A 12,573-nucleotide genomic window follows, 5' to 3' on the forward strand; every position below is an offset into this window, starting at 1 on the left:
GATCGAAATATGTAAACAAAAAAATTTTCCCCACTATGACATATATAAAAGTTAGTAAATATTTCATGCTCCCCAGTCTTCTCCTTAAATATTCGGGTCTTACATCATATTTCAAACATGTAAGACCCGAATGTCTTATTGTTCTTTTCCGAGTAGAGGTCTAATAAATATAATTATAATTGATTATGACTTAAACAAAAAAGAACTAAGCACCTTTGAATTCTTTTAAGATTGCACTATTTGATTAATACATATATTCGATGGAATAACATTGACTATCTAATAGACGAACGTTGAATACTGATTCTGAGTTGAAACATTTAGTGGATTAAATACTGCTGCTGTTATTAGACCAAGCACTATAGAACATGATTTAACACCTAACATAAATATCACTACCTCTATCATTGTTTATTTTACTTCATAAGTGATATTTCATTTGTAAAATCATCACTTGTAGTATATTTCTGTTATATAACGTATAGACTATTAATGTAACCTGCACTTATTTCCTATATGGGAGATATGCAGGTTATCGTTGTTTTAGGACTCGTTCTGCTTAAAATATTCGTTAATATCATCAATTCCAGTTTCTTCATCAGACCATTCTAGCCAATCTTGTTCTTCTTCATCCCAAAACTCTACAACAGTAGCATTTGCATAATCCGGTTTGATGTTATTGTCATACTGAAATAGATCATAATCGGCAAGTGTGTTGTATATCAGTCCTGCTTGTTCGCCAATATGTAATTCAAATCATTTTAAAAATTCTCTTTTTGATTACAATGATATGAATATGAAAATGTTTACTCCATTAAGAAAGAAAACTACTATAGCAAAAACTTTTTTATGAAGAACCTTTATCCCCATTTTCAAACCATTCTTTCTATTCCAGCTAAATCACCCAATCATTTTTCTTCAAAAAACATATCCTGTAACAAATTCAAAATCCAACTTACCAGTCCTGTATAGGAGTTTTTTTTCGTATAAATGGACTTATTGCTCCATATAATTTTATGCTGAGGAGTTACATCATGAAAATTTTAGCTATACTATCATTTGATATTTTTCGCTATTCAATTGGAAATGCGCTTGAAAAGCTAGGTCACGAAATTATTTATTTAGAAAATTTTAATGAAGACACACTGGAACAAGCAATCAATACATTTCATCCAGATATGGCATTTAGTATGGGATGGGATATCTGGCATGTGCCATTCCACAATGAAGGAAGGTTACCTTTAGTTAAAGAAATTCTCCAAAAACATAATATTTTTCATGTTTATTTTGCTGAAGAAGATTGGCTACACCATCAAAAATGGTCACTTTTATATGTTAAAACGATTGAACCTAATTATGTTTTAACAAGAAGTACTACTTGCATACGAAATTATCTTAATTTAGGGATACCTGCTACGTTTTTTAATGTAGGCTGTAATCCCGCTTTTCACAAACCTGTACCAATTAATCTAAATTATCAATGTGATGTCGCTTTAATTGCAAACGGGCATTTTGGTCAAAGTGAAGTTAGACATAAGAGTATTTCTGATCTTATAATTCCTCTTTTCGAGCAGCCTTTTCATACTAGAATCTGGGGAAAAAGATGGGAAAATGTTCATCTTCACCATAATAAAATAATACCTCCTGAAATGCTACATGGTATTTTACCCTATATTGAAACACCAAAGGTTTATAATTCTGCAAAAATCTCCATTAGTTTACAAAGCTGTAACGATCAATTGAGCAATCGCACTTTTGATATCTTATCGTCAGGAGGTTTTTTACTTACTTCTGATACCCCAGCAGTTCGTATCAACCTTATTCCTGAAGTAAATTGTGTAGTCTCCAGTTCTCCCGAAGAGACAGTAGAGAAAATTAAGTATTATCTAACGCATGAAGATGAACGGATTCGAATCGCAAAGACTGGACGTGATTACGCGATTAAAAACTTTGCCTATCAGAAAACCCTTACTGAGATTTGGCCGAAAATTTTAGCTGAGTATAGAAAAGCTATGTATCGATAAAGATGCATTCCCAGAGTATTAACCATTATGTATCCATGACCGCCCCCTTTATTACCTTGGAGTACAATATTATTGGCTGAACATTAGTTTATAGAATAAAGAGAGAAAGCAAAAGAGACTTTCCTTCTATATCATAGAACGAATCGAATCTATGACCAAATCAAAATTGATAAAATGAAGGTACGGTTTTCACATAGTGGATTACTTCTTAGCAAGCTTAAAAGGCTTGCTACTTTTATTCCAATTGTTAAGGATAAGCTTCACCAGTATCCTATGTTAGATTAAATTCCATCCCAACTGGACAGATTTTTAAAATAGAGAAACCTAGAATACAAGATAGAAAGGGTATCCACTAGTTGGAGGGTGATTTATATGGATTCAAAACAACGTTCTGCAAAGGAAGAACCAATGATAGCCCCAAGCATGTACGACATGATCCCCATGATTATAAATTTGAACTTGTAAGTAATCGCATTCTTTAAATACTGCTAACGCTTCTTTATTTCGTATATCTATTACCGGCTTAACTCCATCACTCATTTTTCTTTTAGAAACTGTATTATCGGCGATCTAATTGGGAGAACACTTGAAATTACTTTTGGAGATGAGGAAAATGACAAAATTAGATTTAATGTTAAGTTGAATGGAAAACAAGTATATCCAGCCACAGGATTTACTGACCTCTATTTCACTCCTTATAAATTCCAAACCACACTTAATTCTGAAGATATCGTTATTGGCTCCACCAACACTATAGAAATTAATGCAGAAGATGAATACGGTAGTCCTAATACATATGTGTATAGTTGGATTGGCGACTATATCGGGTTGATGTTTTCTGATGAAAAGGGAAAATACTACTCAACTGACGCTGGTGAAGTACTCCAATATCTTAGCTTTGGCTCTATCATTGCAGGACAAACAACCCTCCCTGTTAAAGTTAACTTAACAAATAAAGAAGGAATGGATATTAAGAACCTAAAAGTTGAGTTGCACGCTCCTATATATCATCAAACTCAAATTCAATTATCCAAAACGGAAAATTCTTTTATTCCTGAACAAGTGCTAACCTTCACAGATATTCAAAAGAGAGATGAGAACGTATCTTTTTATGTGCGGATTGTAACTAATGCAGATGATGTCGCTCACTCTGGTGAATTTAATATTTATGTAGAAGCTGTACCTGCCTCTGAAAGTTAATTTTCAATACAATGAGAAGGTGTGATTATATTTGAACAATACATATGAAGGGGAAGTTTTCTGTATGGGGGTTTAGGCAGCCTACCATTCCTGCCTCTATAAGTATCCCTATTTAAATCATTTTTCAGCTTCTATTACAATAACTCCTAAAAACAAAATGGCAGGTCGTTTTGAAACGATTGAGCGACCATTAGAGATTCACGAATTAGCATCCATTAAAGACAGTACAATTCGTGAGGGTATTCCTACTCTTAGCTATGGCTCAGATCCTAGTATGCTAATTGGTAGGACTAATTCAGAGCGCTTTCGTGGATTGGTTGAATTTGATTTATCTAAGCTACCCAAAGGAAAAGAATTAAAACGAGCTAAGTTAAAGCTTTACTGTGGATACTTAGAATCGCCCATTAATCTTGCTTTGTTTGAAATTCTCGATGATTGGCGAGAACATGACGTAACATGGAGTAATCAGCCACCTCAAGGTAGAAAGATAACTGAGAAGTACATTACTCATGCTGATGGATATATTGAAATTGATGTCTTCTCTTTAGTTAAAGAATGGTATGAAGGAAAAACACCCAATCATGGTGTTTTTTTATTTGCAGAGGAACAAAATGAGCAATCAACTATTCAGCTACAAACAAGGGAATCGTCCACTCCCCCTATATTAGAAGTAGGGTTTTATAAGCTTATATGAAGTTTAGCTTTAGGAAAATTACCAGCAACTTTATCTATACGTGCTAACGGTGAGGACATCCTAGCTGCTTCCATTAATGTAAACAGCAAATACAAAACAAAAGACTTAATTCTCAACTATCTATTTTAAGAAAATCGGTAGACACTGAGCTAAACTGCTCAATGGATGTAGTAGGCAAACGAAACAATTCAATGTCGGCTTTCATGTCTATTGAGAAGAAATCCGAAGAAGCTACAATTCCTGCTAAACTTACAGTAAGAAGATTAGAAAATTCATCTATATTAGGTTCAATAACCATTGAGAAAAAACCACGTATGAGCCAGTTAGATGCTTCATTGACTGTACGTGTAGCAAAGCATTAAGGGTTATTCTCCAATCTGAGCATTGAGAAAAAAGAACGTTTTAAACAACTACGTGCAAACATTAGAGTTGCTTATGCAAAGAATTTGCCATCTACCTTTAGTATTGAGAAGAAGGAAAGAAATCGTGATCTTACATGTTCATTGACTGTTCGACAACGAGAAAAAAATAAACTTGGTGGCTCATCAAGGAAGTTTTTCTCTAGCCAAATGGTTGTTTGACATGTTAGGGATTTTCCTTGTAGTATTCAAGTCAACTCAGGATTCTTAAATGCAGAAATCAAAGTTAGAGGATACCGTGATGTAAAAATTCCAGCTAGAATTACGGTAAGGGTAAGAAGAATTAGTGACATGCATGCGAGGATTACAGTAAGGAATCTAAAATATGATGCAGATGCTGGCTATGTATTTATTTTGTAGGATGATGAGGCTCAGCAAACAACTCATACCCTGTAGGTTGTTATTTTAAAAATAAGGTAAATATGTTATTATATTGTAAAGTGTGAAAGGAGGGGTTTAAGTGTATTTGCGACTGATGCAAAAGCTAACCATTATCATTATAGCCTTTTTTGCAGTAATAGTACTTGTGGGTTTGTTACTTCCAAAAGGAGCTATATTCACTCAATTTATTATGACAGTAATTTTATTTATGCTAATAGCATATTTATTTTATTATAAGAGAAAAAAGGCTAGATAATATAACCTAGCCTTTTTTTGTTACCTACAGTTCGTTTATCCCACCGTAAGTACTTCCCTTAACTGTAGACCCTACATAGACCTCAAATGTTTCGGTATTTAGGGTGATCCCAAAGTACTTCCACCCTATGATACCCTCTGCTCTTAGTCTTGTGTATACTTCGCAATAGTCATTGTTTTCTTCAGAGAAGTTTCTTACTTTCCCCAAAGCTCTTTCATCAACAGTTAGTATCGTGCCACCAACATATTTTTTCCAATCTCCATCATTATATACTGCTTTTACTTTTTTCCCGTCATATTCAAATTGACCTTTTGCCCATACTTCTATAGATTTTAACCCCCAGCCATTATAAAATTCATATCTAGATTCTTTTTTTTCTGTTGTTTTAGCTTTAGCGCTTGCTTTGACTTCCTTAGTGTTTAACGATGGTTCTTCAATTGTGCTAAGAGATTGAACAATTACCTCACCTGCGTCTCCCACATATACGACTAATTCACCATCTTTCTTATTAAAATCAATAAATTGACCATAGCCAGCAGGGCTATTTTGCTTTTCCATAAAATTTCCTACAGAAAAACTTTTTTTATTCTTAGCATTATAAAGCTTTAGTGCTTCTGATTTTTCTGGGAAAATATCTTCAACGCTTATAGAAGGACTATTCATCTCTTGGGGTGCTGGAAATTTGTTGTAGTGTTCCTTAATAACTTTTTCAATTTCTTCAGAGCTTTCTATCTTCTTTGATTTCAATTTTTCCAAATCATGTATAAGCTCGGGAACGTGTTTATCCATGTAGTCTTTAACAACTGTAACTGTTTCTTCCTTACTAAGCTCTTTCGCATAGGCTTCAGGAACTATGGAGAAAGTACTCAAAGCTAACATGGTAGACAGAGCTAAACCTGCCAATTTTTTCATATAAATTCCTCCTGATTTTTTGGTGTTTTTGTTGAAGTAGATTTCTTGTATTGTTCTAAAGGACTTTTTCTACAACCTATTCTCATCTGTCATTTACTTCTGTCAATTTTGTGAGACTAAGCTTTTGAATTGCAACGATGTAATCATCTAGTTGCTGGCTCATTTGAAGTACGGTTGGGTGTACAAATGAGCCTTCTTTGTAATACAACATCACAAATTCTTGACGGAGGATTTCAATAATTTTTTGTAAATCATTTTCGAGTTGAGAATTTTCTGTTTTCATATTCTGTAAGTGAGTGGTAAAATGAACTTGAGTAACATTTTTTGTTGCTCAGGGTGGGGGCGTTCCCATTAGTTTGCACACCATAGGAACGCCCCTTTTCGTTGTTGAGCCATATAAATTAAAGATGACACCTCCTTTCTTCCTCCTGGGCATTATTTTACCATCACGTTCTATATTTCCCTAAAAAATACATCAAATTGAAACGTTTTACAAATTACGACAAAAAAAAAGAACGCTAATTAATAGCGTTCAAAAGTAACAAAATTATCAATAGCCCGGGTCATACGCATACTGTATTATCTTAGCTTCTGCAACATGAGAGAAAGAATCAATAGAGCCTATAGAAATTACCATTGCTAAAGTCATGAAAATCGTTATAATTGCCTTTTTCATCTCAATCCCTCCTATGCTAACTAATTATCTTATCCTGCGTAATTCCATTATATACCTTTTGGAGCTTATGTAGCATTTGTAAATCAAGATATTTGTTTTTGGATATATAAAAATCAAGTATGCTTTCCATACATTGATTAATATCTTGATAAGCATTGATTTTCCCATATGCAGACATGCTGCTAAGGTAACTATCCAATCCTTCTTCAAATAATTTAATTAAAATTTGGTAATTCGCTTTATATTGAAAATACAATCCAATTGAATAATATTTATAAGGTGTTTTTGATTCAATTTTCAAGAAGTTGTCTTCCTGCGCAATTAATTCTGCAATGGAATCAAATTTCCCCATCTCTAAATATAGTTCAAATAATTCATTAACTGCATGAATTTTTGAACCCTTGCTGGTGTTTTGTAGACACACAAGTAACAGCGGGATGGCTGTTTCGTATTCCTTTCTTTTCGCCTTTACCATTGCTTGAGTCAATGTAGCTGATTCATTGACAAAATGATAATCAAATTCTTTATAGACAGTCAGAAACCTCTCAACTTCATCATAAAACCCTAAAAAATAGAGTGAGTTAATCATTGCTAAATATGCTCTAGCTTTTAGCTCTGTATCATTTTTCTCTAATGCAATCCCTGCTTTGCATAGTTCAATACAATCTTTATATTTCTTTATAGCATATGCTTGAAGCCCCATTCTGAAATATAAAATTATCTTTTCTTCCTCAGATAAAAAATCTACATAATGAATAACTTCTTCGCCAATTTTAAATGACTCCTCCATAGTTTTAAAATCTTGTCTTTCAATTAGGTATTTTTGCAGGGACGATTTGGCTATGTACATGGGAATACCGTGTCCTCTTGCATATTTAATAATTGTATTGTATAACGACAGTCTAACTTCATTGTTTACAGTTTTATTAGCCAGCCTATGTACATGCTCTAATAGTACATATGTTTCTTCTTTAGAATTTTCAAGGAATTTCGTTGCCACCTTAGTCATCAGAGAAGGGTTTGAGACTTCAATGCACAACTGTAATATATCATCCAAGACTTCGATCCGATGTTCTATTTCAACATAGCGTTCGATGATCTCTTCATAGGGGATTTCTAAAACATCTGCAATCGGTTTTAATGTCCGAAGCTCTGGGCGTTTCGTTTCTCCAGATTCAATCTTCGATAAGACCCCTTTACTAACTCCTGACAGTCTTCCCAATTCTGATAAGCTAATCCCCATCCCTACTCTTTTCCCCTTTATCAGTTCCCCCAATGTTGTGAAAGTTAGACTCACACTCATGTTAATCCCCTTCCATAATTTATAAATAATATCATTGCATCCTTTATTAGTCTTAACTTAATTCTAACTTTATTGTATTTTTTTGTAAATAACAATAAAAATTATTGGATTAAATAATTTTATTTATTTTTTAAAACAAGAAAGGTGATCTTCAAATTTTAAATTCAAAACCAAGTAAATCCATTCCTATTCGTTGGAAAGGGGGTTAGTCAATTTATGCTCATTCGACAAACGACTCTATGTTGAAAGGAACTGCTACCATGTCCAGTAATCAAGTTTTAGAAGTGAAAATTGAGAATTTACACAGAGAACTTAACTCTTTCAAAGAAGAGACAAAAGAAGATATTCGAGATATTAATTTAAGCATTAAACAAAGTGAGAAACTTTTTAATGATGCTATTGTGACCATGACCGAAAACATTACCAAACTAACTACTATTGCTGACCAGCAACGTGAAGAGATGCGACAACAACGTGAGGAAATTAGGTTAATTCGAGAATCTAAATCTTCTGAGACAAAAATCTCTCAAGGCAATGATGAAAAAAAATGGTATCAAGAAACCACTAATAAATTGATTATGCTAATTGGTTTAATCCTCTGTGTATTACTCGGTTTGAATGCATCTGCTGTTAATTTTTTGAAATAACTGGAGGCGATTATATTTGAAAATGATTGAAAAACTACTTACCCCTAACGACTACGCCAGACCTCGTTTAAAAGTAAAAACGATCAAAGGAATTGTCATACACTGGGTAGCTGCACCCATGCAAAAGGCAATTAATACATGGGGATTTTTTGAGATTCGTAAATTTGGAAAAACAAACTATGGATCAGCTCACTACATTATAGATTTAAATGGTGATATTTTAAGATGCGTTCCTGAAAATGAAATGGCTTATCACGTAGGTTCAACTACATACACTACTTCTGCTTTGAAACGTTTAAGTACATATCCTAACAACTGCACGATTGGCACTGAATGTAATCATATAGATATGGGTGGGAAGATGACTTCTAAAACTTATCAATCTCTTTTAGATTTCTGTGTACAGCTATTAAAGCGATATAACCTAACTGAAAATGATCTTTGGCTACATAAGGAAGTTGTTGGCTGGAAGGATTGTCACCGATGGTTTGTAAATAATCCTGATGAGTGGGCTTTGTTTAAAGAGAAAGTTGGACAAGAATTACACGGTGACACTTCTAAAAATACAGAAAATATTACAAAAGAAAAGGTGGTATATATCATGTCAAAATATTTTAAAGACATTCCTGAAAAGATGAAATGGGTTTCTGATCCGGCAGATCGTTTGTATGAGAAAGGCATTGTACTTGGAGATGAGAAAGGCAATTTACATCCAGATAAGCCAGCAACTCGTGCTGAGGTAATCTCTTTTATTGATCGAGCAGTTGAATATGTTCTGAAAGAAGTTAAATAAGAAAGCAAAAATGTAAAAAGAAGTATGATAAAATAAGTATTTTATTAGGTCAAATCATACTAGATGTAGCTCATCTTCTACTGTTAGCAGTAGGAACATGGGCTATTTTTTATTTAGTTAAGTTTCTCAAAGGTAAAATCAAAAAAGAGCATGCACTACGTGCTGTGCAATACGTAGAGCAAGCCTTTGTTCATTTAAAAGGTTCTCGCTAGTATGGATCGAAAAAAATTAAAGTAACCGATGAGGAAGTTAAAGGATTGATTGAATCTACTCTTCATGAATGGAAAAATGAATTGAACAAACAAATGAAGTAAAATAGTTATCCCCTTCTGGCTATATTTGCTGGAAGGGGATTTCTTTGTTTATATGGGAGTCACTACCTTATCCAAAGCTTCATGATTCAAACTGGTGATCCAACTAGTCGGGGCGATAACAATACCGTAGCAGATCCAACAGAACGGCCGATTCAAGTAGGGGAATTACTACTAATCGATGCTGGGGTTTTTGTGAGTAGATATGTCTCTGATCTGACAAGAACGTTTGCTGTTGGAAAAATAAATCATGTACTTGAAGATATGTATGAGAGCGTCCTACAGGCTAATCTTCGGGCCATTGAAACTGTTCGTCCCCATACGCCTATCGCTAGTGTTGATCTAGCAGCCCGTGACATCATTGAAAACAAAGGATATGGAGAATATTTTATTAATCGTGTAGGCCATGGTATTGGCTTAGAAATTCATGAATATCCCTCAGTTCACAGTAAAGCGCAGGGCGACCTTCAGGAGGGGATGGTTTTTACTATCGAACCAGGAATCTATAATCCACGCATAGGTGGGGTTCGTATTGAGGATGATGTACTAGTGACAGAAAACGGAGTCGAAGTATTAACTACCTTCCCTAAGGGCTGCTAACCCTTCATTGTTAGGGGAAATACAAATTAGAGGCCCAGCTTTATCATCCTTTATTCTAAAAAGCGAATACAATGAAAGGATTAATGTTTTTAGCACCAAATAAAAAAGGATAGAGCCTAGCATTCATCTGCTCGCCCTACCCTTTTTTTAACTCTAATCTACCAGCTTAGCTTGGTATGATTAGTGAGTTTTGCACTTGTCATACAGGCCTTTTTCTTTTAATACGGAAATTAATAGCTCACCCATTACTGCTGGAGTCTCTGCTACTTTAATGCCGCACTCGTTCATTACACGGATTTTTTCATCTGCTGTCCCTTTACCACCAGAGATGATAGCACCAGCATGTCCCATGCGTTTTCCTGGAGGCGCTGTACGTCCACCGATGAAGCCTACTACTGGTTTCGTTGCATGCTCTTTTACCCAAAGAGCCGCTTCCTCTTCAGCTGTACCACCGATTTCACCGATCATAATGATCGCATACGTTTCAGGGTCTTCATTAAATGCCTGTAGCACATCAATAAAGTTAGTTCCATTTACCGGGTCTCCACCAATCCCAACTGCTGTTGATTGGCCGATACCTTCAACTGTTAATTGGTGTACTGCTTCATAAGTTAAGGTACCAGAGCGGGAAACAATTCCTACATGGCCTTTTTTATGAATGTAACCAGGCATGATACCGATTTTGCACTCATCTGGTGTAATAACCCCAGGGCAGTTTGGACCTACTAGGCGAGTCTTCTTGCCTTCCATGTAGCGTTTTACTTTTACCATATCAAGAACTGGGATATGCTCGGTGATGCAAATAACCAAATCTAGCTCAGCGTCAACCGCTTCTAGGATCGCATCTGCTGCAAAGCGAGCTGGTACATAAATAACGGAAGCCGTTGCACCAGTGCTCTCAACTGCTTCTGACAAGGTGTTGAATACTGGCACGCCTTCTACCTCTGTACCACCTTTACCAGGAGTTACTCCACCTACGATTTTTGTGCCATATTCCAACATTTGTTTTGTATGGAACAAAGCTGTTGAACCCGTAATACCTTGGACAATTACCTTTGTATCTTTATTAATAAATACGCTCACTTATTTTTTCCCCCTAACCATTAACCCACGAGTGATACAATCTTTTGAGCGCCGTCTGCCATCGAGTCAGCAGAGGTAATGTTTAAACCAGAGTCTGTTAGAATCTGTTTGCCCAAATCAACATTTGTACCTTCAAGACGAACAACCAATGGTACTTCAAGGCTTAATTGTTTCGCTGCCTCAACTACACCAGTAGCAATAATGTCGCACTTCATAATTCCACCAAAGATATTAACGAAAATTCCTTTTACATTTTTATCAGACAAAATGATTTTAAAGGCTTCCGTTACTTTCTCAGCAGTAGCACCGCCCCCTACATCTAGGAAGTTGGCAGGGTCTCCACCAAAGTGTTTGATAATATCCATTGTAGCCATTGCTAGACCTGCGCCATTTACCATGCAACCGATGTTACCATCTAGGGAAATGTAGCTTAAATCATATCTAGATGCTTCAATCTCTTTTGGATCTTCTTCTTCCAAATCTCTGTATTCCATAATGTCTTTATGGCGGTATAATGCATTGGAATCAAAATTCAGTTTTGCATCCAATGCCATTACGTTCCCATCGCCTGTTACGACTAGCGGATTGATTTCAGCGATTGAGCAATCTTTCTCAACAAAAGCAGTGTACAAAGCTGTCATAAACGCTGCGGCTTTATTGATAAGCTCTGTAGGAATATTGATGTTAAATGCTAAGCGTCTAGCTTGGAATGGCGTTAAGCCAACTACCGGGTCAATATATTCCTTAAAGATTTTTTCAGGTGTTGCAGCTGCTACCTCTTCGATCTCAGTGCCGCCTTCCTCGGAGCCCATCAATACCACGCGGGAAGTAGCTCTATCTAAAACTAGACCTAAATAATATTCTTTTTTAATATCGCAACCTTCTTCAATTAAAAGGCGTTTTACTTCTTTACCTTCTGGACCAGTTTGATGAGTTACCAACGTTTTGCCCAGAATTTCGCTTGCGTATGCTTTTACTTCATCTAGCGACTTAGCTACTTTTACACCACCAGCTTTACCACGTCCACCTGCGTGGATTTGAGCTTTTACAACGCATACTTTCGTACCTAGTTCTTTTGCTGCTTCTACGGCCTCTTCAACAGTGAAAGCTACTTTCCCGTTTGGAACAGCAACCCCATATTGTCGCAGAACCTCTTTTCCTTGATACTCATGAATGTTCATCGATTATCCTCCTGTTACCTGGTAGGAACCATTGTAATTCAACTATCTTGTACTACTTTTATAAAAAGGTCTGCCCCTCCCTCCTACTTGCTT

Annotated in this window: 13 protein-coding genes and 1 pseudogene; 7 read left to right on the forward strand and 7 right to left on the reverse strand. The window is 35.5% G+C overall.

The window, feature by feature from the left end; all coding sequences use genetic code 11:
* Positions 1–543: 543 nt before the first annotated feature.
* Positions 544–744 (reverse strand): superinfection exclusion protein, encoded by a 201-nt coding sequence (locus tag BrL25_RS26625; RefSeq protein ID WP_161985537.1) that lies wholly within the window; start codon positions 742–744, stop codon positions 544–546.
* Positions 745–1,034: 290 nt separating this feature from the next.
* On the opposite strand from BrL25_RS26625, the gene BrL25_RS23770 reads away from it, so the two are divergent.
* The 4 genes from BrL25_RS23770 (at position 1,035) to BrL25_RS24985 (ending at position 4,280) form a co-directional block, all read left to right on the forward strand.
* Positions 1,035–2,024 (forward strand): CgeB family protein, encoded by a 990-nt coding sequence (locus BrL25_RS23770; protein WP_018670713.1) that lies wholly within the window; start codon positions 1,035–1,037, stop codon positions 2,022–2,024.
* Between the two features lie 639 nt (positions 2,025–2,663).
* Positions 2,664–3,224: a hypothetical protein gene (locus BrL25_RS23780; protein ID WP_018670711.1), complete on the forward strand. Its 561-nt coding sequence runs from the start codon at positions 2,664–2,666 to the stop codon at positions 3,222–3,224.
* A gap of 157 nt (positions 3,225–3,381) precedes the next feature.
* Positions 3,382–3,918 carry a DNRLRE domain-containing protein gene (locus BrL25_RS23785; RefSeq protein ID WP_018670710.1) on the forward strand — a complete coding sequence of 179 codons (537 nt, stop codon included), beginning with the start codon at positions 3,382–3,384 and terminating at the stop codon, positions 3,916–3,918.
* Positions 3,919–4,109: 191 nt separating this feature from the next.
* Positions 4,110–4,280, forward strand: a complete 171-nt coding sequence (locus tag BrL25_RS24985) for a hypothetical protein (protein WP_155802991.1) — start codon at positions 4,110–4,112, stop codon at positions 4,278–4,280.
* A 718-nt stretch (positions 4,281–4,998) separates the two neighbouring features.
* On the opposite strand, the gene BrL25_RS23795 is transcribed toward BrL25_RS24985, so the two are convergent.
* The 4 genes from BrL25_RS23795 to BrL25_RS23805 all read right to left on the reverse strand — a co-directional run bounded on the left by BrL25_RS23795 (position 4,999) and on the right by BrL25_RS23805 (position 7,865).
* Complete coding sequence (locus tag BrL25_RS23795) at positions 4,999–5,886, reverse strand: PIN domain-containing protein (protein ID WP_018670707.1); 888 nt, start codon at positions 5,884–5,886, stop codon at positions 4,999–5,001.
* Between the two features lie 82 nt (positions 5,887–5,968).
* On the reverse strand, positions 5,969–6,169 hold the full coding sequence (locus tag BrL25_RS23800) for an aspartyl-phosphate phosphatase Spo0E family protein (RefSeq protein WP_018670706.1): 201 nt from the start codon (positions 6,167–6,169) through the stop codon (positions 5,969–5,971).
* Positions 6,170–6,436: 267 nt separating this feature from the next.
* Positions 6,437–6,562: a hypothetical protein gene (locus tag BrL25_RS26290; RefSeq protein ID WP_018670705.1), complete on the reverse strand. Its 126-nt coding sequence runs from the start codon at positions 6,560–6,562 to the stop codon at positions 6,437–6,439.
* 16 nt (positions 6,563–6,578) lie between these two features.
* Positions 6,579–7,865, reverse strand: coding sequence for a helix-turn-helix domain-containing protein (locus BrL25_RS23805; protein WP_018670704.1), 1,287 nt, complete (start codon positions 7,863–7,865; stop codon positions 6,579–6,581).
* Between the two features lie 260 nt (positions 7,866–8,125).
* On the opposite strand from BrL25_RS23805, the gene BrL25_RS23810 reads away from it, so the two are divergent.
* The 3 genes and pseudogenes from BrL25_RS23810 to BrL25_RS23820 form a co-directional block, all read left to right on the forward strand.
* Complete coding sequence (locus BrL25_RS23810; protein WP_099327350.1) at positions 8,126–8,512, forward strand: hypothetical protein; 387 nt, start codon at positions 8,126–8,128, stop codon at positions 8,510–8,512.
* A gap of 22 nt (positions 8,513–8,534) precedes the next feature.
* Complete coding sequence (locus BrL25_RS23815; protein ID WP_035311948.1) at positions 8,535–9,305, forward strand: N-acetylmuramoyl-L-alanine amidase; 771 nt, start codon at positions 8,535–8,537, stop codon at positions 9,303–9,305.
* A gap of 446 nt (positions 9,306–9,751) precedes the next feature.
* Positions 9,752–10,216 (forward strand): annotated as a pseudogene (locus tag BrL25_RS23820) (M24 family metallopeptidase); the annotation flags it as partial.
* Positions 10,217–10,396: 180 nt separating this feature from the next.
* On the opposite strand, the gene sucD reads toward BrL25_RS23820, so the two are convergent.
* Together sucD and sucC are read right to left on the reverse strand one after the other, a co-directional pair.
* Positions 10,397–11,299, reverse strand: a complete 903-nt coding sequence (gene sucD / locus BrL25_RS23825) for a succinate--CoA ligase subunit alpha (protein ID WP_018670700.1) — start codon at positions 11,297–11,299, stop codon at positions 10,397–10,399.
* A 20-nt stretch (positions 11,300–11,319) separates the two neighbouring features.
* Positions 11,320–12,480, reverse strand: a complete 1,161-nt coding sequence (sucC, locus tag BrL25_RS23830) for an ADP-forming succinate--CoA ligase subunit beta (RefSeq protein WP_018670699.1) — start codon at positions 12,478–12,480, stop codon at positions 11,320–11,322.
* Between the last annotated feature and the right edge of the window lie 93 nt (positions 12,481–12,573).

The sequence above is a fragment of the Brevibacillus laterosporus DSM 25 genome (assembly GCF_002706795.1).
GTDB lineage: Bacteria > Bacillota > Bacilli > Brevibacillales > Brevibacillaceae > Brevibacillus_B > Brevibacillus_B laterosporus.

Bases quoted from the DNA above. Each gene is read 5' to 3' on its own strand.
- BrL25_RS23770 (WP_018670713.1), top strand. From the start codon at position 1,035: ATGAAAATTTTAGCTATACTATCATTTGATATTTTTCGCTATTCAATT.
- BrL25_RS23785 (WP_018670710.1), top strand. From the start codon at position 3,382: ATGGCAGGTCGTTTTGAAACGATTGAGCGACCATTAGAGATTCACGAA.
- BrL25_RS24985 (WP_155802991.1), top strand. From the start codon at position 4,110: ATGTCGGCTTTCATGTCTATTGAGAAGAAATCCGAAGAAGCTACAATT.
- BrL25_RS23795 (WP_018670707.1), bottom strand. From the start codon at position 5,886: ATGAAAAAATTGGCAGGTTTAGCTCTGTCTACCATGTTAGCTTTGAGT.
- BrL25_RS23800 (WP_018670706.1), bottom strand. From the start codon at position 6,169: ATGAAAACAGAAAATTCTCAACTCGAAAATGATTTACAAAAAATTATT.
- BrL25_RS26290 (WP_018670705.1), bottom strand. From the start codon at position 6,562: ATGAAAAAGGCAATTATAACGATTTTCATGACTTTAGCAATGGTAATT.
- BrL25_RS23805 (WP_018670704.1), bottom strand. From the start codon at position 7,865: ATGAGTGTGAGTCTAACTTTCACAACATTGGGGGAACTGATAAAGGGG.
- BrL25_RS23810 (WP_099327350.1), top strand. From the start codon at position 8,126: ATGTCCAGTAATCAAGTTTTAGAAGTGAAAATTGAGAATTTACACAGA.
- BrL25_RS23815 (WP_035311948.1), top strand. From the start codon at position 8,535: ATGATTGAAAAACTACTTACCCCTAACGACTACGCCAGACCTCGTTTA.
- sucC (WP_018670699.1), bottom strand. From the start codon at position 12,480: ATGAACATTCATGAGTATCAAGGAAAAGAGGTTCTGCGACAATATGGG.